This is a genomic window from Amycolatopsis sp. CA-161197 (assembly GCF_050942255.1).
Classification (GTDB): domain Bacteria; phylum Actinomycetota; class Actinomycetes; order Mycobacteriales; family Pseudonocardiaceae; genus Amycolatopsis.
In genome coordinates, this window is the sequence record NZ_CP192059.1 from 3431078 (window position 1) to 3453083 (window position 22006).

A 22006-nucleotide genomic window follows, 5' to 3' on the forward strand; every position below is an offset into this window, starting at 1 on the left:
GCTTGCCTCCCGAGCACGATGCTGACCTGGGAAAACGTTAGCAGCGCAAGAAGATCGACACACCGCTTCGTTGTTCACCCGATCGGTGACGAAGTGTCCGAAGAGGACGTCAGAAGCTCACCGGCAGCGCCGCCAGCCGCCACGTGCCGGGGTCGGGCGCGCGCCGCACGTCGCCCAGGCGCAGCGCGGGAAAGCGCTCCAGCAGCCCCCGCAACGCCACCTCCGCCTCCACGCGCGCGAGCGCCGCGCCGAGGCAGAAGTGCGGCCCGTACGCGAACCCGAGGTGCCCGCCCTCGGCGCGGCGCACGTCGAGCCGGTCGGGATCGGTGAACACGCGCGGGTCGCGGTTTGCCGACGCGATCGCGGCCGACACGGGCTCGCCCGCCCGGATCGCGACACCGTGCAGGGTGAGGTCCTCGGTGGCCTGCCGAGGAATCGTCAGCAGCTGAGGTCCGCACCACCGCATCAGCTCCTCGACCGCCGTCGGCCACAGCCCGGGTTCCGCGCGCAGCACGGCGAGCTGGTCCGGATGGGTGAGCAGTGCCTCGACGGCGTTGGCGACGAAGTTCGCCGGCGTCTGCCCCGCGAGCACGAGCTGCCAGACCAGGGTCACGAGCTCGGGTTCGGACAACCCGTCCGTGCCGGCCAGCAGGGCGAGGAACTCGCTCGCCGGCGGCGTGGTGAGGCCGCGCGCGCCGTCGATGATGCCCGGCACCGCGGCGGCGAAGCTCTCGCCCGAGCCGGCGACCACGTTCTGCCCGTACGTGTGCCAGCGCGGCCGATCCGACTCGGGCACGCCGACGAGCTCGCAGATCACCTCCATCGGCAACGGCTGCGCGAACGCGGCCAGCAGGTCGGCGCCGCCGGTCGGGAGACCGTCGAGGAGCTTGCCGACGATCGGTTCGATCCGCGGCCGGAAGTCCGCCGCGCGGCGCGCCGTGAACGCGGGGGAGACGAGGCCCCGCAGCCGCCGGTGCTCCGCGCCCTCCATCTCCTGCATGGTCCGCAGGTACGGCCGGCAGTGGTCGGGCACGTCGAGCGCCTGGTAGCTGCCGGGGCCGAGCGCGAAACGCGGGTCGGTGAGCATCGCGCGCGCGTCGGCCAGGCGGGGGAGCACCCACAGCGGGCCGAAACCGGGGCCGACGAGCTCGGCCACGGGGCCGTGCTCGCGGGCGGCGCCGTAGACGGCGAACGGGTCGCGGTGCACCGCGGGGTCGGTCAGGTCGATCTTGGGGACGTCGGTCACGAGCGCTCCTCATTATGGATGGTGAAATCAGATGGTCTCATCATATGTACACAGACGCTATCCTGACCAGCACGGGAGCACGAGGAGGACGATGGCCCGGCTGACCAGAGCGGAGGCGCAGGAGCTCAACCGCGCGAAGGTGCTCGCCGCGGCGCGTGACGAGTTCACCGAGCGCGGCTTCCGCGAGGCGAAGATCGACGTGATCGCCGAACGCGCCGAGCTCACCCGCGGCGCCGTCTACTCGAACTTCCCCGGCAAGCGCGCGTTGTACTTCGCCGTGCTCGCGGAGGAGGCCGAGCGCCTCGCCGCGGAGCCCCCGGCCTCGGATCCCGGGCTGACGACCGCGGAGGCCCTGGGCGCCCTCGCCCGCGCCTGGGTTGCCCGCCTGCCGCTCGCCACCGACCCCGGCTCGCGCCTCGGTGTGGACCTCGGGCCGGAGATCCTCGCCGACGAGCTCACCCACCGCCCGTACGCCCAGCTCCTGCGCCTCGAAGCCGTCGTCCTCGGCCTGGCCCTCGAGCGGCTCGCCCCGTCCGCCGGCCGCCTCATGCGCGTGGCCGAACTCGCGCTGACCACGCTGCACGGCGCCACGGGCCTCGCCGCGGCCGCGCCCGGGTTCGGGGAACCGTTCAACGTCGTGCGCGCCTGCGAAGCCCTGCCCGCACTGGGGTTGGCCGACACGTGGCCGGCGGTGCCGCCGATCGTGGCGCACGCGCAGGCCGTCGACGAGCCGTGGGTTCCGCCCGCGGCGTTCGACTCACTGCGTTCGCAGCCGGCCGAGCTGTCCGGTGACGGCGTGGTCGCGATTCTGGGGCTGCACCGGCTTTCCGCCGCGGAGGAGGCCGTCCGGGCCGCTCCGCCGGACGCCGCCGTGACGGTCGCCGTGGTCACGGGTTCGGCGCCGGAACTGGCGCCGTTGACGCACCTCGCGCTGGCCGAGCTGCGCGGTCACCTGCGCCAGGCTTTCCCGGCTTCGGCCTGGCCGCGTCTGCAGGTGCTGCGCGACGACACAGGCGCGGTCGCGTCGGCGGCGGGGGTTTCGGCGGTGAGCGACGCGACGGAAACGGCTGTGCGCATCACGTCCGGGCGGGTGGTGCGCCGTGCCGAAGGGTTCGGCGCCGGCCACGCCGCGGCGACCGGCTGACGGAAACCGGCGAGCCGCGTTCACCGATGAACGGCCAGCACCGCCGCGAGTCCTTCTTGCAGATCCTGGACGAAATACCCGGGAACCTCCAGCGACGGGAAATGTCCCCCGTTTTCGGGCGACCGCCACCGGACGATCTGCCGGAACCGCTCTTGTGCCCAGGGCCGCGGATATTTCTCGATGTCGCGCGGATACACGGTGATCGCCGAGGGGACGTCGACCCGGAGTTCGGGATCGAGCGAGTTGTGGCTTTCGTAGTAGATGCGGGCCGCCGAAGCGCCGGTCCGCGTCAGCCAATACAGGGTGACGTCGTCGAGAACGCGGTCCCGGGAAATCGTCTCGAACGGGCTGTTTTCGGTGTCGGACCACTCGGCGAACTTGTCGAGGATCCAGGCGAGCAGCCCGACCGGTGAGTCGACGAGCGAGTAGCCGATGGTCTGCGGCCGGGTCGCCTGCTGCTTCGCGTAGGCCGCGCGGTGGTGCCAGAAATCGTGGGTTTCCTCGGTCCACTGGCGCTCGAGGGCCGTCAGCCCGTCCGTGGTCAGCCCGGGCGGTCCTTCCGCGAACGTCGTGTGGATGCCGAGAACGTGCTCCGGGAACCGGCCCGCGAGAACCGTGGTGATATTGCCACCCCAGTCACCGCCGTGGGCCAGGAATTCGTGGTAACCGAGCTTTCCCATCAGTTCCACCCAGGCGGCCGCGATCTTTTCGGTTCCCCATCCGGTGGTGGCCGGTTTGTCGCTGTAACCGAAGCCGGGCAGCGAAGGAACCACGACGTGGAACGCCGGCGCGTCCGCGTCTTTCGGATCGGCGATTTCGTCGACCACATCGACGAATTCTGCGATGCTGCCCGGCCAGCCGTGCGTCAAGATCAGCGGAGTGGCGTCCGCGCGCGCGGATCGGCGGTGCAGGAAGTGGATGCCCAGATCGTCGACGGTCGTGCGGAACTGCCCGATCCGGTTGAGGCGGTCTTCGAACGACCGCCAGTCGTATCCGGTGCGCCAGTAGTCCACGACCTCGACGAGGTCGGCGAGCGGAACGCCCTGATCCCATCGGCGTGGGCCGGGCGCGGCGCGGTGGACCGTCTCGGGCTCCGGCAATCGCGCCGCGGCCAGTCGCGCGCGCAGTTCGTCGAGGTCGGCGTCAGGTGCGTGGGTTTCGAATGCTTGCACGTCGCTGGTGGGACGGGGCATGAGACCTCCTGCCATCGTGGAACCGGCTTAGACGGTTCTAACAGGCCGTCCGGCCTGAGCACAACCTGCTAAGCTGGTTCCATGCGTGCCGAGTTCCCCGACTTTCGCCTCGGTGCCGTGCTGGCGACCAGCTTCACGGGGACTCTCACGGAGCGTCGTGGCGATGCCGTGGAGCGCATTCCCACGCCGCAGCGCCTCGTCGACTGGCTGGCGGTGAACGGCCTCGCCGTGGACTCCTGCACCACCGCCCAGCTCGACCTCGCCCGGGAGCTGAGGGAGTCGATCCACGCCGCCGCGACCGCGGCCGCGAACCAGGAACCGCTCCCCGCGTCGGCGGTCCAGGTCATCAACGACCGCAGCGCTCAGGGCCGGGCCTCGGCCGTCCTGACGCCCGAGGGCGAGCGGCGATGGCAGCTCGGCTCGGGTTCCCTCGTGGACGACGCCCTCAGTGTGATCGCCGCCGACGCGATCGGCATCCTCGCGGGCGAACGCGACGGCAAGCTGGCCCTGTGCGCCTCGCCGACCTGCCAGGCCGCCTTCTTCGACACCAGCCAAAGCCGCACTCGCAGGTGGTGTGACATGAACACGTGCGGGAACCGGCAGAAGAAGGCGCGCTTCAACGCCAACCGGCGCAAAACCGCCGAACCGGCGGAGTGATCCTTCCCCCGCGGACAGAGAAAACCGGGCCGCCAGTCCGGAAAGGACTGACGGCCCGGTTGTCCTACTGCGACACTCAGCCGATCTTGTAGCTGTACGGCAGCGTCGCGATCACTTCACCGGTACCGACCTGCGGCAGGCCGGTCACGCCGGTCGGCAGGGTCGGGACGGTCACCAGGTTGAGGTGACCCGCCACCGACGCGCCGCGCTTGCCCGAAGGCGTGATCGTCACGGTGACGGTCACCGTCTGGCCCGGCTGGACGAGCAGCGGCGTGCCGCCCGTGCCGTTGGGGTCGACGGACTGGTCGTACGGGTCGCCCGTGGACGAGGTCACCGCGGAGTCGAAGCCCGCCGTCTTGATCGACGCCGTGTAGGAGGCGTGGCCGGCCGGGGCGCCCGAGGGGCCGAACGGACCGATCTCCTGCACGTCGGCGAACCAGATGCCCTTGGTGACGTAGCCCTGCTTCTCGCCGATCGTCGCGACGGACACGGTGCTGCCGGCCTGCGCGGCCTTCAGGTCACCGAGCACGTCGATGCCCGCGGCGGAACCCTGCAGCTCCACCTGAGCCGGCACCGAGGACGACGTGGCGACGGTGAACTTGCTCGTGTCCGGCGGGATCGAGTAGATCGGCGCGTTGGCGCCGAGCTCGGGCAGGTCGACCTCGGTCGAGCCCTGGATGGGCTGCGGCTGCAGGGTCTGCTGCGCGTTCGTCCGCGCGTCCACGCCGATCGCGATCGGCTCGACACCCGTGTTGCGCACCGTCACCGGCACCTTCACGGCCTGGCCGGCGGCCAGCTTCTTCGAGGCCGAGTTCGGCAGCGCCGGAGCGCTCACCACGACCTGGTCGAAGCCCACCGTGCCGGTGAACGGCTGCTCGATCTGCTTGCCCGTCACCGGGTTCTGCACCACGACCACGAAGTGCCAGCGGCCCGGGAGCGGGTTCGCGTCGGTGAGCTGCAGCGTGGTGCCCTGCGAAAGCTGGTTCGCGGAGCTGAGGAACACGTTGCTGTTCACGTCCGCGAGCTCACCGTTCGGGTCCACGAGCACGCCGTCGACGACGGTGCCCGGGTCCTGCAGCTTCACCGCGACGTCGAGGTCCTTCTTGCCCTTGGGCACGTCGAACTCGTAGCTGAACGTCTGCGCCGGCGAGACGGCGCGGGCGTTGCCGCCCGTGATCGTGCCGCCGAAGGAACCCGTGCCGTTCTTGGTCGGGATCAGCGCGCGCAGCACGGCGGACACCGTGGTCTGGTGGCCGTCGGAGCTGCCGAACGTGATCGAGTAGTCCGCGTCGCCACCCGTCGCCGGGGTCTGCAGCGAAACCTTGACCGGCTTGGTCTGGCCCGGCTTCAGCGACAGCACGGCCGGGGAGACCTGGCCGTACGGGATCGCCCGCTGCGTCGACGTGGCGAGCTGGATGTTCCCGATGTAGCCGGTCGGGCCACTCGCCGAGTACAGCACCGCGGTCCACGTGCCCGCGACCGGGCGCGTGACGTCCACATTGGCGTAGTTCGCCGTGGCCGCGCCACCCTGCGGGCGGCTGTTGGCCACGAACGTGCCGTCCGGCGCCAGCAGCGACACGCGCACGACCGGCGTCACCGACTGGCCGTTCACCGTCTTCGGGCTGCCCTGCCACGCCATCCGCGCGAGCAGGCGCTGCGCACCGGCCGGCACGGAGAAGGTGACCTTCTTGTACGCCCAGTCCGTGCCGTTGTAGTACGGGAACGTCGGCAGCTTCGTCGAGTCGAACGCGGTGGTCTGCGTCTGCGCCGAAAGCGGCGCGAACGAGCGCGTGCCCGCCGTGACCGTCAGCGGCTTGGTGCCGACGTTGGTCACGTTGACCGTGGCCTTCTGCGTGCTGCCCGGCGCGCCTTCCAGCGTGAGCTGGTCGGCCGACAGGGCGATGTTCGACGAGACACCCGCCGGGGCACCGGAAGTGCCGGGCGAGGTCAGCGCCGCCTCCACGGCCGCGCGCGCGTCGAGCAGGCCGGAGCCCTGCTCGTCGGCGGGCAGGCCGAGGTCGCGCGTGGTGCCGGTGATGAACTGCTTCACCTGCGCGGGCGTCGGCGACGCGCCGTGGTGCGTGCCGCGGTAGGCCTGGATCACCAGCGCGGCGACGCCCGCGGTCAGCGGGGCCGACTCACTGGTGCCACCGAAGGACTCGAGGTCCGTCGGCTGCGGCACGGTCTTGAAGTCGCGGCATTCGGCGTACGCGGGCGCGCAGTCGGCCCAGTTGCCCTCGCCCGGGGCGACCAGGTCGATGGTGCGCCCGTTCTGCGTGATGCCCGAGGACGACAGCGCGGAGATGTTGTCGCTCGTCCACTTCCCGTTGGAGAACGGGAAAGCCGCGTAGGTGGTCTGCGCGTAGAGCCGGTTGTCCGTGGTCGCGCCGGCGGAGATCACCAGCGGGTCGGTGGCCGGGCTGCCGATGGTCGAGGTGATGCCCGCGTCGCCGCTGGACGCGGTGACGGTGACGCCCGCGGCCACGGCCTCGTCGTTGAACACCTGGAACAGGTTGCGCGAGCTCGCGTCCGGGTACTGGTTCAGACCGAGCGACTCGTTGATCACGTCGACGTGGTCCACGGTCACCGCGTAGTCGATCGCCTGCAGCACCGCGGAGTTCGTGGCGGTGGAGCCGAACACGTTGAGCCCCACCAGGCTCGCGCCCGGCGAAACACCCTTGACCACGATGTTGCAGCCCGCGGGCAGCGGGTGCTTCTCGTTCACGAACTTCGACAGGTCGTGCACCACCACGCCCTGCGCGGCGATGGACGACGCGTCACCGAACGCCTCGGCGCCCGACTCGGTCGTGGCGGGACCGTCGCCGGAGAAGTCCTGGTAGTCGGAGAAGACGTGGGAACCGTCGGGACGGATGAAGTCCGCGTAGTTCGGGTCCATGTTGTCGGCGAGGAACGCGACCTTCACGCCCGAGCCGTCGGCGAGGTCCGAAGCGGCCTTGGACCCGTCGGTGCTGTACGCGTGGATCGAGGTCAGCGCCTCGGGCTCCAGCAACGGCTTCGCCGGGTCGGTCGGGCAGATCGCGTTCGGGTCCTGGTTCTGCGCCGTGCCGCCGCCGGCCTTCGGCGCGTTCGCGTCCGTCGACTTCGCGGGGTTCGCGTCGGGCAGCGTGACCTTGCTGTCCGGCAGCACCTGTGCCACGGCCGGGTCGGCCGCCAGCTGCGCCGCCTGGTCCGGCGTCACGGTGGCGGAGAACGCGTTGCCCAGCGCGAAGTGCTTGACCTTGGCCGGCGCCGTGCCGGCCAGCTTGGCCAGCACCGACTCCTGCTGCTGGGTCGCCTTGGCCCGCCGGGTGCCCGAGGCCGCCTTGGTGGCGGGCGCGTCGGGCAGCTGGTCCTTGAGGACCACGATCACCGATTGCGGTGCGGTGCTCGCCTGAGCGGTGGGCGCGGCGACGGCGGCCTGACTGCCGAGCTGGGTGACCCCGGCCAGTGCCAGACCGCCTGTCGCGGCTATGACGAGCGCGCGAACGGATCGCGAGGAACGCCGCATGTGCAGCTCCCACTTCCTTCTCGAAGGGTTCGAAAGTTACCGGCCCCGACGAAATCGAGCACGGTCGTGCCGGCCCGATTTCCCATGCCGGAGAACTATTTCGCGCGCCTCGACGATCCACAAGCGACAATAGTGGTGAAGATATCCACGCAAATGGGACACCATTTCCGGAATGCCCGGAATCGGTGTCCCATTTGTCGGTGAAGCGAATTCCCGCTCAGGTCACGGGAAGGTGACTGCGGGAGTTTCGGGCAACGGTCAGTGTCCCCGCGAACGCCACCACGGCCAGGCAGCCGAGCAGCATCGGGTAGCTCGCGAACCCGCTGAGCGCCGCGAGCAGCGACGGCAGCAGGAAGCCGATGTAGGCCAGCGCGTAGTAGACCCCGGTCAGCTGCGCGATTTCCTCGGGCCGCGCGAGCCGTTGCAGCTCCAGCAGTCCGGACACCACCACGATTCCGTACGCCGTGCCGAGCACCACGGCCGTGACTAGCGCGAGCCACGGTGACCGCAGGTCCGCGGCCACGGCGGCGAGGACCAGACCAGTGCACATCACGGCCATCCCGACGAGCACCGCCCGGGCGCTGGTGGTCCGGTCCACGCGTTTGGCGATCGGCTGGATGCCCACGCCCGCGCCGATCGCGCACACCGTCAGCAGCGTTGAGTAGGCGAGTGACCACGAACCGAGTTTGTCCTGCACCAGCTGCGGCATGATCGCGTACGCGACCCCGCACGAGCCGAAGATCCACGGCGCCATCGGCAGGATGATCCGGCGGAACCGCGGGTGCCGGGTCGTCACGGGCAGCCGGCTCAGTGCCGGCTTGCGGCTTTCAGTACCGAGCGTCTCCGGGCTGCGCGGGATGAACGGCAAGGCCACCAGCGTCAGTCCGATGTGGACGGCGAACGGCAGCACCATCGGCCACGGTGCCCACTGCGCGAGCACCCCGGCGGCACCGGGCCCGATGCCGAGCCCGAGCGTGAGGCACAGGGCCGCGCGGCGGGTGCCGAGGTCGGCCGCGCCACGCGGGTCGGCGTCGGCGAGCTCCTTGATCCAGGTGGAGCCCACGGCCATCGCGGCCGCCACCGCCACGCCGGTGAGGAACCGGCCCGCGGCGATCCAGCCGGCGCCTTCGGGGCCGAGCGCGATCAGCACGCTGGCGAGCAGCGACAGCACGGTGCCGGCGAGCATCACGGGCCGGCGACCGTAGCGATTGGACAGTCCACCCGAGAGCAACAGCCCGGGCACCAGCCCGACCACGTACGCGCCCAGCAACGCGTCGACGGTGAAGGTGGAGTAGCCCGCTTCCTTGTACATCACCAGGAGCGGGGTGAACTGGTTGCCGCCCCAGCCGACGACGAACACCGCGGCGGCGGCGCCGAACCAGGCCGGGCGCGCGGTGGCTTCACGGGGGAGCGGGGTGCTTTCGGCGGTGGCGGTCATCGGCGGTGCACCTGGTCCAGGTGGGCGCGCAGCGCGGGGCCGAACGCGTCGCCGTCGGCGCGCTCGATGATGGCGAGCAGGTCCTCGTGCTCGCGCAGCACCACGGGCAGCACGTCCGGGATCGGACGCAGGGCGTGCACGTTCATCCGGCGCTGCCGGTCGGCGAGCGTGGCGTAGAAGTCGAGCAGCAACGCGTTGCCGCCCGCCGCGACGATGGTGCGGTGGAACAGCTCGTCGGCCTCGGCGAAGCCGTGCAGGTCGCCGGAGTCCGCGTGGCCGCGCTGGGTGCCGAGCACCTCGCGCAGCTGCTCCAGCGCGTCGGGGATGAGGTCGGGCCGGCGCACGAGGCGGCGCACGGCCGCGCCCTCCACGGCCTCCCGCGCGTCGAGCACGTCCTCGGCCTCACCCGGTGGCACGGGCACCACCACGGCGCCGCGCTTCGGGATCAGGTTGAGGAACCCCTCGACCTGCAGGCGCAGGAACGCCTCGCGCACGGGCGTGCGGCTCACCCCCAACCGCTCGGCGATCTCCCCTTCGCTGAACAGGTGCCCACCGGGGAGCTCGCCCGTGAGGACGAGCTCCTTCGTGAGCCGGTACGCGCGGTCGGCAGCGCCGGGCGCGGTGTACTTGGCAGGTGTCACACAGGCGAAGCTAGCATGCGTCCAAGATTGTATCTAAGGCGTTGTGACCTGTGGCTCACTCGATCCAGCGCAGCACGGGAGCCGACGTCAGCGCGCCCGGCTGGAGCGTGGCCTCCGTCTCGACGGTGAACGTGGCCGACTCGCCGGGCAGCAGCGTCACGAGGGCGAAGTCCACGGTCGCGTCGGCGGCGAGGCGGTCGGGGAACAGGCAGACGTCGCGCATGAGCGTGTCGGCGACGACGGTGACCTCGTAGCCGCCGTCGAAGCCGGTGACGGACTGCGTGAACTCGGCCTGGGGATAGGCGAAGTCCTTGTCCTCGGCGAAGAACCAGAACGCGCGCTCGTCGCCGGAGTCGGCCACGAGGAACTCGCGGGCCGGGTCGCCGGCCGCGAACTCGGGGCCCAGCGCGGTGCCGGGCGCGACCGAGGCCGATGCCAGCTCCTCGCCGGTCACCGACATCCGCCGCACGTCGACCGTCTCCGGGGTGAAGCCCAGCGCGAAGACCGTGAGGCCTGCGGGGCGCGGCTGGATCGTCAGCAGCTCGTCGGCGTAGACCTCGCGCAGCGCGTACCACAGCGGCTTCGGCCGGCCGGCGCCGTCGACCGCGGCCCACGACGTGACGGGCCAGCAGTCGTTGAGCTGCCACACGATCGCACCCATGCAGCGCGGCGCGTGCGAGCGGTAGTGCTCCACGGCCAGCCGGATCGCGCGCGCCTGGTTGACCTGGTTGAGGAAGTGCCAGTCGTCGAACGTCTCCGGCTCGGCGAAGTGCGGCGCGAGGCCGCGGGCGAGCTTTCCGTTGCCGTCGAAGGCTTTCTGGTGGTGCAGCACACCGGGGGAGTCGGCAGCGAGCGGCTCGTCGTGCACGGCCTCGGTGAGGGTCGCGAACGTCGGCGGTGCCTGCCAGCCGAACTCCGACACGAACCGCGGCACGGTGTCGCGGTAGCCGAGGTAGTCGCGCTCGTTCCACATGTCCCACACGTGCTGGCAGCCGTAGTCCGGGTCCAGTGCGTCGCGCTCCGGCGAGAGCGCCCACGGGCTGCCCGGCACGTACGGCCGCGTCGGGTCGAGCTCGCCGACGACCGCGGGCAGCAGCTTCTCGTAGAACGTCGCGCCCCACGGCTGCCCGGCCAGGCGCTCCTGCCAGTCCCAGTGGAACCAGCCGAGGTAGTTCTCGTTGTTGCCGCACCACAGCACCAGCGACGGGTGCGGTGCGAGCCGGACGACGTTCTCGCGCGCCTCGGCCTCGACCTCCTCGGCCAGCACGTCCTCGGGATACGGCATGCAGGCGAACAGGAAGTCCTGCCACACGAGCACGCCTTCGCGGTCGCACTCGGCGTAGAACTCGTCGCTCTCGAAGATCCCGCCGCCCCACACGCGCAGCAGGTCGATGTTCACGTCCTTGGCCTGCTCGATGCGGCGGGCGTAGCGCTGCGCGTCGACGCGGTGGGGGAAGCAGTCGTCGGGGATCCAGTTGGCGCCGCGGACGAACAGCGGCGTCCCGTTGACCGACAGGGTGAACGCGCCGTCGGTGGTGTCGAGCGCGACGGTGCGGAAGCCGATCTCGCGGGTCCAGGTGTCGAGCACGCTGCCGTCGGCGGCCTCCAGCGTCACCTCCAGCGGGTACAGCGGCTGCTCGCCGAGCGTGTGCGGCCACCACAGCTCAGGCGAGGGCACTCGCACGGTGTCGCCGGTCGCCTCGACGCCGGCCACGCGGATGCGCACGGTGCCTTCGCCCTCGACCTCGGTGTGGACCGTGACCACGCCGTCGGTGCCGTCGACGGTGATCACCGGGCGGACCGACGCGAGGCGGCCCGTGGTGACCTCCAGGCGTGCCGGGCGCCAGAGACCGGCGGTGACGAGCGACGGGCCCCAGTCCCAGCCGAAGTTGCAGGCCATCTTGCGGATGAAGTTCGACGGCTCGCCGTCGTTCGTGCGCGGCAGCGGGTGGGCCTCGGCCCGGGTGCGGGCGTAGCGCACGGCGGAGGCGAAGGTGACCGACAGTTCGTTGCCCTCGGACCGCAGCTCACCGGTGGGGAAGCGGTAGGAGCGGTGCATGTTCTCGGTCTCGCCGAGCACGTTGCCGTTGAGCTCGATCCTGGCGATGGTGTCGAGGCCGTCGAACGCGAGCGCGGCCGCACCGGGGGCGGCCGGGCGGTCGAACTCGGTCTCGTAGCGCCAGTCCGTGAGCCCGATCCACTGTACGAGGTCCTCGTTGCGGTCGAGGTACGGGTCGGGGATCAGGCCGGCGGCGAGCAGGTCGGTGTGCACCGAGCCGGGCACGGTCGCCGGTACCCCGGCGCGCAGCGTCTCCACGAGCTCGGCGGGCACCTCGCCCAGGTCTCCGGTCGCCCGCACCGTCCACCGCGTCAGGTCCATCCGCATGCCTCGCCGTCCTCTCTCCGGGGCCCGTCCGCGCGATTTTGCCTTGTCTCGTTGTTGTCCACCGCCACGAGGGACCGCGAACGCGCTGCTCCTTATGGTCTGAACCATTGCTCTCTTCGCCGGGCGAAGGTCCCGGACACCGGGAAAACCCTGATCCTGTCCGGCTTTCTGTCCGTTCGGGCGTGATCGTTCCCGGGGCGGCGCTGCCAGAATTCCGCGACGTCGGGTGAGCAGCCGAGGCCGGTTCGTCAGCGAAAGGGACGCGCATGTCGTTCGCCAAAGCGGCACTGAAGATCCTCCTCACGGTCCTCCTGGCGGTGGTCGCGTTCGCGGTGGTGCCCGCGGCCGCCCAAGCCGCGCCGGCCGCCGCTGCGGCCGCGGCGCCGGTGGTCGGGCGCAAGGCGTGCCCCGAACAGCCGAAACCCGGTGAGGTCACGTGCTTCGCGCTCTTCCGCGGCGACGCGCACGGGATGCAGCGCGCCGCGGCGCCGCAGGGTTACGGCCCGGCGGACCTCGCCGGTGCGTACGAGCTCCCGACGGCCACGGGCGGCGACGGGATGACGGTCGCGATCGTCGACGCTTACGACACCCCCGACGCGGAAGCCGAAATGGGCGTGTACCGCGCGCAGTTCGGCCTGCCCTCGTGCACCGTCGCCAATGGCTGCTTCACACGCGTGGACCAGCGCGGCGGCCAGGACTTCCCGGCTCCGAACGCGGGCTGGCAGCAGGAGACGATGCTCGACCTCGACATGGTTTCCGCGGTCTGCCCGCGCTGCCACATCCTGCTCGTCGAGGCCGACGACTCGCTCGTGCCGAACATGGGCGCCGCGGTGAACCAGGCCGTCGCGATGGGCGCGAAGTTCGTGTCCAACAGCTACGGCGCCGACGAGGACCCGGCCGAGCTCGACCTCGACGAGGCCTACTACGACCACCCCGGCGTCGTGGTCACCGCCAGCTCCGGCGACTACGGCTACGGCCCGCAGTTCCCCGCCGCGTCGCCGCACGTGACGTCGGTCGGCGGCACCTCGCTCTACCGCGACGCGAACGCCCGCGGCTGGCGCGAGACGGTGTGGTCCGGCACCGGCAGCGGCTGTTCCGCGTACGAGCCGAAGCCCGCGGCGCAGACGGATTCCGGCTGTGCCAACCGGACCATCGCCGACGTCTCCGCGGTCGCGGACCTCGCGACCGGTGTCGCGGTGTTCGTGCACGGCGCGTGGGGCCTCGCGGGCGGTACGAGCGCGTCGTCGCCGATCGTCGCCGCGGCCTACGCGCTGGCCGGCGCGCCCGCCGCGGGCACCTACCCGAACGCGTTGCCCTACCGCTCCGGCGCGACCTTCAACGACGTCACCGAAGGCGCCAACGGCACCTGCGCCCCGGCGTACCTCTGCACCGCGGGCCCGGGCTTCGACGGACCCACGGGGCTGGGCACACCGCGCGGCATCTCGGCCTTCACGCCCGGCGCGACCGGGCTCGTCTCCGGCACGGTCCGCGACTCCGCGGGGGCGCCGCTGGCCGGAGCGCAGGTGAAGGCCGGTGACCTCGCCACCACAGTGGACGCCGACGGCCACTACACGCTGGGCGTTCCGGTGGGCACCTACGCCGTGACCGCGAGCAAGTTCTCCTACCGCGACACCACGGTCGGCAGCGTGACCGTCGAGGCGGGCAAGACCGCGACCGCCGACTTCACGCTGGCGTCCGTGCCGTCGGTGCAGCTGAGCGGGACCGTGCGCGACGGCAGCGGCCACGGCTGGCCGGTGGCCGCGCACGTCCAGGTCGCCGGGCAGCCGACCACGGTTGTGCAGACCGACCCGCTCACCGGGCGGTACTCGATGACCGTGCCCGAGGGCGCGACCTACTCCGTGCAGGTCGACCCGGACTACCCCGGTTACCTGTCGGCCTCCGCGTCCGTCCCGGTCGGCGACACGGCCGCCACGCACGACGCCGTCGTGGCCGTCGATCCCGTGACCTGCGGCGCGCCCGGGTACACCAACCGCTTCACCGGCGACACGCAGGACTTCGAGGCGCCCTCGACGTGGCAGGTCGTGAACAACCTCGGCGACGGCGCGGCCGCGTGGGCGTTCGACAACCCGGGCGGCCGCGACAACTACACCGGCGGCACCGGGGCGTTCGCCACCGTGGACAGCAACTCGATCGGCGGCGACCAGGACACGTCGCTGGTCAGCCCCGTCGTCGACCTGAGCGGCACGGCGAACCCGACCGTGCGGTTCGCGTCCGACTACCAGGGCACGCAGGGCCAGCAGGCGGCCGTGGACTTCACGACCGACGGCGGCGCCACCTGGACCACCGTGTGGCAGCACGGCAGCGACACTCTGGCGGGGCCGTCGACGCAGGTCGTGCCGCTGCCGGGCGCGGCGGGCCAGAAGGCCGTGCAGGTGCGCTTCCACTACCGCGACCAGCTGTTCGGCTTCTGGTGGCAGGTCGACGACGTGCTGATCGGCGACCACGCGTGCGACGTCGTGCCCGGCGGGCTCGTCACCGGCACGGTCCACGACCACGTGACCGGAGCCGCGCTCGGCGGGGCCTCGGTGGACAGCGTCGACCGGCCCGGCGAGGGCGCGACGACGCAGGCCGACGGCTCGTACTGGTTCTTCTCCAGCGTCACCGGCAGCCACCCCGTCACGGCGTCGGCGACGAACTTCGTGCCGGGCACGCAGAAGACCGTGGTCGCACCCGACGCCGTGACCCCGGCCGACTTCCTGCTCGACGCCGGCCAGCTCGAGGTGACCACCGGCGCGGTGACCAAAACCGTGGCGTGGCAAGGAACGGCGACCGCGAACGTCAAGGTGCGCAACACCGGCACGGCACCGGTGGACGTGCGGCTGAACCCGTCGTCCGGCGCGTTCACCCCGGCCGTGGCGCAGTCGGCGCCGCTGCAGCGGATCAAGGGCGACTTCAGCACGGGACCGTTGCTGGGCCACGTGAAGCAGGCGGCGCCGGCAGAGACGCTGGCGGCGGGCGACGCGTGGCAGACCGTGGCCGACTATCCGACGAAGATCATGGACAACGGCGTGGCGAGCGTGAACGGGAAGGTCTACTCCTTCACCGGTCTCAACGGCGCGGAGCTGACGACCAAGAACTTCGTCTACGACCCGGGCACGCTCGCGTGGTCCCCGATCGCCGACCTCGCGACGCCGCGGGAAACCCCGGCGGTGGCGGCCGTCGGTACCAAGATCTACGTGACCGGCGGCTGGGCCGACGGCAGCATCCCGGTGACGAACACCGACATCTACGACACCGTCACCGACACGTGGACCACGGGCGCGCCGATGCCCACGGCCACGTCCGCGATGGGCGTCGCCGTGGCCGGCGGCCGGATCTACACGGTCGGCGGCTGCGACGGCGGCAACTGCGGCGTCACGCGGGTGCAGGTCTACGACCCGGCCGTGGACAAGTGGTCGGCGGGCCCGGCGCTGCCCGCGCCGATCGGCTGGACCAACTGCGGCACCATCGCCGGCTCGATCTACTGCGCCGGTGGCGTCAGCGGCCTGGACAACCTGAAGACCGCGTACAAGCTCGACGTCGAGAAGGGCACGTGGTCGCGCGTCGCCGACCTGCCGGTGCAGATGTGGGGCTCGGCCTCGACCGTCACGAATGGACAGTTGCTGCTCTCTGGTGGCATCGCCGACGGTGAGCTCACCAACGCCGGCTACGCGTACGACCCGGCGGCCAACCAGTGGTCGGCGCTGCCGAACTCGAACGAGACGCTGTTCCGCGGCGGCAGCACCTGCGGCTTCTACCGCATCGGCGGCTCGGCGAACGCGAGCTTCAACCCGACCAGCCACGACCTGCTGCTGCCGGGCTACGGCGAATGCGGGGAGTACGTGTCGATCCCGTGGCTGTCGGCCACGCCCGCGGTGACCACGATCGCGCCGGGCAAGACGGCGACGTTCACGGTGACGCTGGACGCGAGCGTCGCGGCGATCACGCAGCCGGGCACGTACACGGCGCAGCTCGTCGTCGGGGCGCAGGTGCCGAAGGCGGTGGCGGCGATCCCCGTGTCGTTCACGGTGAAGCCGCCGGCCACGTGGAGCAAGCTGACCGGCACCGTCACCGGCGCGCGCTGCGGCGCGACGGCGGGACCGCTCGCCGCGGTGACCGTGCAGGTCGACAGCTGGACGGCGAGCTACACGCTCCGGACCGACGCCGAGGGCCACTACACACTGTGGCTCGACCGCCGCAACAACCCGCTCACGCTCATCGCGGCCCGCGACGGCTGGCAGCCCCAGACGCGCACCGTCAAACTGGTCAAGGGACAGCCGGCGACGGCGGACTTCGTCCTCAAACCGGCCGGCTGCTGAGCCCGGGCTTCCAGCGCCCCCACGCGGCGTTCGGCGCACTGACCGCACCGAACGCCGCCTGGGGTGCGGTGGGGGTGGCGGGTGTGGGGAACCGCACGTCCCGAGGTTGTGCAATGTGACATACTACTGGCCATGGTGGCGACGGGAAGGTCCCCCGACGTGGTCGTCGTGGGCGCCGGAGTGGTCGGGGCGGCGTGCGCGTACTACTGCGCGGCCGCGGGCCTGCGCGTTGCGGTGGTCGACCGCGGCGGCGTCGCCGGCGGGACGACGAGCGGGGGCGAGGGCAACATCCTCGTGTCGGACAAGGAGCTCGGGCCGGAGCTCGACTTGGCGCTGCTGTCGATCCGGCTGTGGGCGCGGCTGGGGGAGGAGTTCGGCCCCGCTTCGCTGGAGCTGGAGCACAAGGGCGGCGTGGTCGTGGCGCAGTCCGCGGACGCCGCCCGGGGCCTGGCGGAGCTGGCGGCCGAGCAACGCGCGCGCGGCGTCGAAGTCGACGACCTGACGCCGGCCGAGGTCGCCGAGCTGGAGCCGAACCTGACGCCGGACGTCGCTTCCGGCGCGTATTACCCGCAGGACAAGCAGGTGCAGCCGATGCTCGCAGCCGCTTCGCTGCTGCGCCAAGCGGTTCGGCTCGGGGCGGAGGTGCACACGGGTGTGGAGGTACGGGCGTTCCGGCGGCGCGCCGACGGTGCGGTCGGCGGGGTGCGCACGTCGGCCGGCGAGTTCTCCGCGCCGTGGGTGGTGAACGCCGCGGGCACGTGGGGCGGCGAGGTCTCGAAGCTCGCGGGCGCGCCGATCCCGGTGCTGCCGCGGCGCGGGTTCGTGCTGGTCACCGAGCCGCTGCCGCGCGTGATCCGGCACAAGGTCTACACCGCCGACTACGTCGCCAACGTCTCCAGCGGCGATGCCGGACTCGAAACGTCCGTGGTCGTCGAAGGCACCCAGGCCGGCACGGTGCTCATCGGCGCCAGCCGCGAACGCGTCGGGTTCGACCGGCAGTTCTCGCTGCCCGTGGTGCGCAAGCTGGCGGCCCAGGCGATCGGGGTTTTCCCGTTCCTGGCCGACGTTTCCCTGCTGCGCAGCTACCTCGGCTTCCGGCCGTACTGCCCGGACCACCTCCCGGTCATCGGCGAGGACCCGCGGCTGCCGGGGCTGCTGCACGCGTGTGGTCACGAAGGGGCGGGCATCGGGCTGGCCGCGGCCACGGGACACCTGATCGCGCAGGTGGCCACGGGGATGCGGCCGGAGCTGGACTTGACGCCGTTCCGGGCGGACCGGTTCGAGGAGGTCGCGTGAGCGAGCGCGTGAAGTTTTCCTTCCGGGGCCAGGAGATCGTGGCGGAAGCCGGGCAGAGCGTGGGCGCCGCGTTGATCGCCGCCGGTCACCGGTCGTGGCGCACGACGCGCCGCGAAGGCGCGCCCCGCGGGGTGTTCTGCGGGATCGGCGTGTGTTTCGACTGCCTGGTCGTGGTGAACGGCAAACCCGGCCGGCGCGCGTGCCTGACCGAGGTACTGCCGGGTGACGTCGTCGAGCCGCAGGAAGGAGCGGGCCGTGGTGAGCTTTCCTGCTGAAGCGGCGGAGATCGCGGTGCTGGGGGCCGGCCCGGCCGGGCTCGCCGCCGCGGTGACGGCCGCGTCGGCCGGGGCGCGGGTGACGTTGATCGACGCCGGCACGCGCGTGGGCGGGCAGTTCTGGCGTCACCGCGAAGGTGACGACGGCGTGGGCCACCACGATTGGCCGACGCTCGTGCGGCTGCGGGCGGGACTGTCCCGAGTGGACGTCCGGACGCGGCACGCGATCTGGCACGTCGAGCGCACCGACGGCGGCTTCACGGTGCACACCGACCGCGGCGAGATCACCTGCCGCACGGTGATCGTGGCGGCGGGCGCCTACGACCGGCAGGTGCCGTTCCCCGGCTGGACGCTGCCGGGCGTCTACACCGCCGGTGGCGTGCAGGCGCTGCTCAAAGGCCATGGCGTGCGCGCGGGGCACCGGGTCGTGGTGGCGGGGACGGGGCCGTTCCTGCTGCCCGTCGCCGCCGGGCTGGTCGAGTCGGGTGCCGAGGTGGCGGGGGTGTTCGAGGCCGGTTCGCCCGCCGGGTTCGCGCGCTCGCCGCTGGCCGTGCTGGCCAACGCCGGCAAGCTCGCCGAAGGCGCCGGTTACCTGAAAACGCTGATGCGCCAACGGGTTCCGTACCGCACGCGCACCGCGGTCGTCGCCGCGCACGGCACCGACGAGGTCGAGAGCGTGACGGTCGCGTCGCTCGATCGGCAGTGGCGGATCGTGCCGGGCAGTGAACGGACGGTCGCGTGTGACACCGTCGCCGTCGGCTACGGCTTCACGCCCCAGCTGGAGCTGCCGGTACAGCTCGGCTGCGAAACCCGCCTCGGCGCGGACGGCAGTCTCGTCGCCGTGGCCGACGACCGGCAGCGCGCCACCACCCCCGGCGTGTACCTCGCCGGTGAGGTGTGCGGCGTCGGCGGTTCCGCGCTGTCGCTGGTGGAGGGCGAGCTGGCCGGCCTGCACGCGGCACTCACCACGGTCGGCGCCGAGCCGAACCGGGACACCGTCGCGCGGTTGCTGCGGCAGCGGAAGTCGTTGCGCGCCTTCGCGAACGCGATGCACGCCGCCCACCCCGTGCGCTCTGGCTGGCAGACGTGGCTCGACGCCGAGACGCAGACCTGCCGGTGCGAGGAGGTGTCCGTCGGCACTGTTCGCAGCGCCGTCAAGGACCTGGGCGCCACGGACGCGCGGACGGTGAAGCTGCTCGCCCGCCCGGGAATGGGCCTGTGCCAGGGCCGCGTGTGCGGCTACGCGACCGCGTGCCTCGTCGCCGCCGAATGCGGCCGTGAACCGACGGCTGCCGACCTCGCCGGCGTCGCGTCCCGGCCGATCGCGCAGCCCGTGCCGCTCGGGGACCTCGCGCGTGGCTGACCTCGCACTGTCCGAAGAGGACAACGCGATGCTCGCCGGTGACCACGGTGCGGCGGCGAAACTGTGCCTGCGCATGGTCGTCGCACTCGCGCGCGTCCGGGGCGCCACCCGGCTGCTGACGGTCGAGTCCGCCCACGTCGACGGCTGCCTCTACCACGGTCAGGCCGGCCTGGACTTCGTCGAACGCCTGGGAGCACTCGGTGGCCGCGTCGCCGTGCCGACCACGCTCAACGTCGGCTCCCTCGACCTGCGCCACCCCGACCTCGTGCACGCCGATGCCGAAACGACCGCCAACGCGCGCCGCCTGATGGCGGGGTACACCGCGCTGGGCTGCAAGCCGACGTGGACCTGCGCGCCGTACCAGCTCACGCACCGGCCGGCGTTCGGCACGCACGTGGCGTGGGCGGAGTCCAATGCGATCGTGTTCGCCAACTCCGTGCTCGGCGCCCGCACCGACCGCTACGGCGACTTCCTCGACATCGGCGCCGCCATCACGGGCCGCGTGCCCGACGCGGGCCTGCACCGCGACGCCGACCGTCGCGCGACGATCCGGCTCGACTGCGCGGGCCTGTCCCGGAGATTGCTCGGCGAGGACGCGGCCTGGGGCGTGCTCGGCCACCTCGCGGGCCGGCTCGCGGGCAGCGGGGTGCCGGTGCTGACGGGCGTGCCCGTGACCGTGACGGAGGACCAGCTGAAGGCCTTCGGTGCCGCCGCCGCGTCGAGCGGGGGAGTGGGGCTGTTCCACGCCGTCGGCGTGACTCCGGAGGCGCCCGAGCTCGCGGCCGTCGCGTCGCCGGACCTCGTGACGCACGTGGTGGACGCGGACCAGGTGCGCGCCCTGCGCGACGAGCTGACCACGGCCCACGGCCCGGACCTCGACGCGCTCTGCCTGGGCACACCGCACTTCTCGCTCACGGAGTTCGAGCGCCTGGCCGTACTACTCGCCGACGGCGGGCCGTTCCACCACTCCGTGAGCGCCTACGTGACCACGAGCCGCGCCGTGCTCGCGGAGGCCGACCGGCTCGGTTACGCGGAAACCGTGCGCTCCGCCGGGGCCCGGATCGTCGTCGACACCTGCACCTACATCACGCCGATCCTCGACGCCGGCCTGCGTACGGCGATGACGAACTCCGGCAAATGGGCGTGGTACGCGCCCGGCAACATCGGCGTGGACGTGGCCCTCGGCTCGCTCGCCGAATGCGTCGCGTCCGCGCGGGCCGGCCGGATCGTGCGGGACGAGGCGCTGTGGGCGAGCTGACCGGCCGCACCGTGTTCCCCGGCGAAGCGACGGGGGAACCACTCGTGCTCGACGCGCCGCTGTCGTTCTGGGGCGGCACCGACCTGTCCGGCCGCATCGTCGACGAACACCACCCCCAGCGCGGCGCCACGCTCACCGGTCGCGTTCTGGTGCTGCCGCAGGCGCGCGGCTCCAGCTCCTCGTCGTCGGTCCTGGCCGAGCAGATCCGCAGCGGCACCGCGCCCGCCGCTCTCGTGCTCACCGAACCCGACGCCATCCTCATGCTCGGCGCCTGGGTCGCGGCCGAGCTGTACGACCTGCGGTTGCCGATCGTGGTTCTCGCCCCGCCGGACTACGCCCGGCTCGCGGCTTCCCGTGGCCCGGTGGAAGTCAGCGCGGGTCCGGAAACCGCGACGATCCGGCTCGGCTGACGGCTGGGCCCAACGCGTTCAGGCATCCGCGATAGACGCCGTGCGGAGGCGACGCACCGCGGCTTCCGACGCCGAGCCCGGTTCCGCTGTGTAGAGCGTGAGGAACTGGTCCGCGTCGTCCAGAATGCCGAGCAGTTCGTACGCCAGGGTGAACCGGCCCGCCACCGGATGGTCGAAGCTCTTGGCTCCGTAGGTGTGCTGGTGCACGTCGTGGTCGGCCCACCGGCCGCGGAAGTCCTCGCCCGCGGCCGACAGGTCCCTGATCAGGTCCGCCAGCAGCGGGTCGGCGGGGTAACGGCCCTGGTAGAGGCGCAGGTGCGCGACGGCCTCGGTCGCGCTGCCCGCCCAGTCGACCAGCACGCTGCGCGCCGCCGGGTCGGTGAAAAGGAACCGCACCATGTTGCGTGACGGTCCGGGCAGGGCTTCCCAGTCCGTGTACAGCGCGCGGGCCGGTCGGTTCGCGGCGAGCACGTCCATCCGGCGGCCGAGGACCATCGCCGGGAGCGGCTCGTGGGCATCGAGGATCCGGTGCACCGACGGCCGCACCCGCTGGGGCGGAACCGCGCGCCGCACCGGGCGAGTGCCCCCGGGGCGCACCAGCGCGAACAGGTGCGCCCGCTCCGTGGCGTTCAGCCGCAGCGCGCGGGCCACCGCGTCGAGCACCGAATCGGACGGGTTGATCCGGCGGCCGCGCTCCAGCCGCACGTAGTAGTCCACGTTCACCCCGGCCAGGCGCGCGACCTCCTCGCGCCGCAGGCCGGGGACGCGGCGAACGCCGGCACCCGGACCCAGCCCGGCCTCGGCCGGGGTGACCCGGGCGCGGCGCGAGCGCAGGAACTCGCTCAGCTCGTCATCCCGCTCCATGCGCCCGA

The 22006-nt window shown here is 72.1% G+C and carries 15 protein-coding genes; 8 read left to right on the top strand and 7 right to left on the bottom strand.

Annotated elements, in window-relative coordinates; genetic code table 11:
• Positions 1 to 109 precede the first annotated feature (109 nt).
• Positions 110 to 1246 carry a cytochrome P450 family protein gene (locus ACQPXB_RS16395; RefSeq protein WP_432852873.1) on the bottom strand — a complete coding sequence of 379 codons (1137 nt, stop codon included), beginning with the start codon at positions 1244 to 1246 and terminating at the stop codon, positions 110 to 112.
• 91 nt (positions 1247 to 1337) lie between these two features.
• On the opposite strand from ACQPXB_RS16395, the gene ACQPXB_RS16400 reads away from it, so the two are divergent.
• Positions 1338 to 2390 (top strand): TetR family transcriptional regulator, encoded by a 1053-nt coding sequence (locus ACQPXB_RS16400; protein WP_432852876.1) that lies wholly within the window; start codon positions 1338 to 1340, stop codon positions 2388 to 2390.
• A gap of 20 nt (positions 2391 to 2410) precedes the next feature.
• Here the strand turns inward: ACQPXB_RS16400 and ACQPXB_RS16405 are convergent, their stop codons facing one another.
• Positions 2411 to 3583, bottom strand: coding sequence for an epoxide hydrolase family protein (locus tag ACQPXB_RS16405; protein ID WP_432852879.1), 1173 nt, complete (start codon positions 3581 to 3583; stop codon positions 2411 to 2413).
• 81 nt (positions 3584 to 3664) lie between these two features.
• On the opposite strand from ACQPXB_RS16405, the gene ACQPXB_RS16410 reads away from it, so the two are divergent.
• Entirely contained in the window at positions 3665 to 4240 is a 576-nt protein-coding gene (locus ACQPXB_RS16410; protein ID WP_432852882.1) for a CGNR zinc finger domain-containing protein, read from the top strand.
• A 76-nt stretch (positions 4241 to 4316) separates the two neighbouring features.
• Here ACQPXB_RS16410 and ACQPXB_RS16415 read toward each other — a convergent pair whose 3' ends face one another.
• The 4 genes from ACQPXB_RS16415 to ACQPXB_RS16430 form a co-directional block, all read right to left on the bottom strand.
• Positions 4317 to 7748 (bottom strand): S8 family serine peptidase, encoded by a 3432-nt coding sequence (locus tag ACQPXB_RS16415; RefSeq protein ID WP_432852885.1) that lies wholly within the window; start codon positions 7746 to 7748, stop codon positions 4317 to 4319.
• 217 nt (positions 7749 to 7965) lie between these two features.
• Complete coding sequence (locus tag ACQPXB_RS16420; protein WP_366585443.1) at positions 7966 to 9186, bottom strand: MFS transporter; 1221 nt, start codon at positions 9184 to 9186, stop codon at positions 7966 to 7968.
• Positions 9183 to 9827 carry a GntR family transcriptional regulator gene (locus tag ACQPXB_RS16425; protein WP_366585445.1) on the bottom strand — a complete coding sequence of 215 codons (645 nt, stop codon included), beginning with the start codon at positions 9825 to 9827 and terminating at the stop codon, positions 9183 to 9185. Before ACQPXB_RS16425 ends, ACQPXB_RS16420 begins: the two co-directional genes overlap by 4 nt.
• Positions 9828 to 9882: 55 nt before the next feature.
• A complete protein-coding gene (locus ACQPXB_RS16430; protein WP_432852890.1) occupies positions 9883 to 12213 on the bottom strand; it encodes a glycoside hydrolase family 2 protein in 2331 nt (776 codons plus the stop codon).
• Between the two features lie 266 nt (positions 12214 to 12479).
• Here ACQPXB_RS16430 and ACQPXB_RS16435 point away from each other — a divergent pair, with 266 nt between their 5' ends.
• The 6 genes from ACQPXB_RS16435 (at position 12480) to ACQPXB_RS16460 (ending at position 21134) form a co-directional block, all read left to right on the top strand.
• Positions 12480 to 16532, top strand: a complete 4053-nt coding sequence (locus ACQPXB_RS16435; protein ID WP_432852893.1) for a carboxypeptidase regulatory-like domain-containing protein — start codon at positions 12480 to 12482, stop codon at positions 16530 to 16532.
• Between the two features lie 132 nt (positions 16533 to 16664).
• Positions 16665 to 17828 carry an NAD(P)/FAD-dependent oxidoreductase gene (locus ACQPXB_RS16440; protein ID WP_432852896.1) on the top strand — a complete coding sequence of 388 codons (1164 nt, stop codon included), beginning with the start codon at positions 16665 to 16667 and terminating at the stop codon, positions 17826 to 17828.
• Positions 17825 to 18103, top strand: a complete 279-nt coding sequence (locus ACQPXB_RS16445; RefSeq protein WP_366585453.1) for a (2Fe-2S)-binding protein — start codon at positions 17825 to 17827, stop codon at positions 18101 to 18103. Before ACQPXB_RS16440 ends, ACQPXB_RS16445 begins: the two co-directional genes overlap by 4 nt.
• A complete protein-coding gene (locus tag ACQPXB_RS16450; RefSeq protein ID WP_432852899.1) occupies positions 18087 to 19466 on the top strand; it encodes an FAD-dependent oxidoreductase in 1380 nt (459 codons plus the stop codon). Before ACQPXB_RS16445 ends, ACQPXB_RS16450 begins: the two co-directional genes overlap by 17 nt.
• On the top strand, positions 19459 to 20724 hold the full coding sequence (locus ACQPXB_RS16455) for an aconitase X (protein ID WP_432852902.1): 1266 nt from the start codon (positions 19459 to 19461) through the stop codon (positions 20722 to 20724). The genes ACQPXB_RS16450 and ACQPXB_RS16455 overlap by 8 nt, the downstream gene beginning before the upstream one ends.
• A complete protein-coding gene (locus ACQPXB_RS16460) occupies positions 20712 to 21134 on the top strand; it encodes an aconitase X swivel domain-containing protein (protein ID WP_432852905.1) in 423 nt (140 codons plus the stop codon). The genes ACQPXB_RS16455 and ACQPXB_RS16460 overlap by 13 nt, the downstream gene beginning before the upstream one ends.
• A gap of 18 nt (positions 21135 to 21152) precedes the next feature.
• On the opposite strand, the gene ACQPXB_RS16465 is transcribed toward ACQPXB_RS16460, so the two are convergent.
• Positions 21153 to 21998, bottom strand: a complete 846-nt coding sequence (locus ACQPXB_RS16465; RefSeq protein WP_432852908.1) for a helix-turn-helix domain-containing protein — start codon at positions 21996 to 21998, stop codon at positions 21153 to 21155.
• Positions 21999 to 22006: the final 8 nt, after the last annotated feature.

What these genes read in the sequence shown, in the direction of transcription:
- ACQPXB_RS16435 (WP_432852893.1), top strand. Translation starts at nt 12,480, where the DNA reads ATGTCGTTCGCCAAAGCGGCACTGAAGATCCTCCTCACGGTCCTCCTG.
- ACQPXB_RS16400 (WP_432852876.1), top strand. Translation starts at nt 1,338, where the DNA reads ATGGCCCGGCTGACCAGAGCGGAGGCGCAGGAGCTCAACCGCGCGAAG.
- ACQPXB_RS16465 (WP_432852908.1), bottom strand. Translation starts at nt 21,998, where the DNA reads ATGGAGCGGGATGACGAGCTGAGCGAGTTCCTGCGCTCGCGCCGCGCC.
- ACQPXB_RS16410 (WP_432852882.1), top strand. Translation starts at nt 3,665, where the DNA reads ATGCGTGCCGAGTTCCCCGACTTTCGCCTCGGTGCCGTGCTGGCGACC.
- ACQPXB_RS16430 (WP_432852890.1), bottom strand. Translation starts at nt 12,213, where the DNA reads ATGCGGATGGACCTGACGCGGTGGACGGTGCGGGCGACCGGAGACCTG.
- ACQPXB_RS16420 (WP_366585443.1), bottom strand. Translation starts at nt 9,186, where the DNA reads ATGACCGCCACCGCCGAAAGCACCCCGCTCCCCCGTGAAGCCACCGCG.
- ACQPXB_RS16440 (WP_432852896.1), top strand. Translation starts at nt 16,665, where the DNA reads ATGGTGGCGACGGGAAGGTCCCCCGACGTGGTCGTCGTGGGCGCCGGA.
- ACQPXB_RS16405 (WP_432852879.1), bottom strand. Translation starts at nt 3,583, where the DNA reads ATGCCCCGTCCCACCAGCGACGTGCAAGCATTCGAAACCCACGCACCT.
- ACQPXB_RS16415 (WP_432852885.1), bottom strand. Translation starts at nt 7,748, where the DNA reads ATGCGGCGTTCCTCGCGATCCGTTCGCGCGCTCGTCATAGCCGCGACA.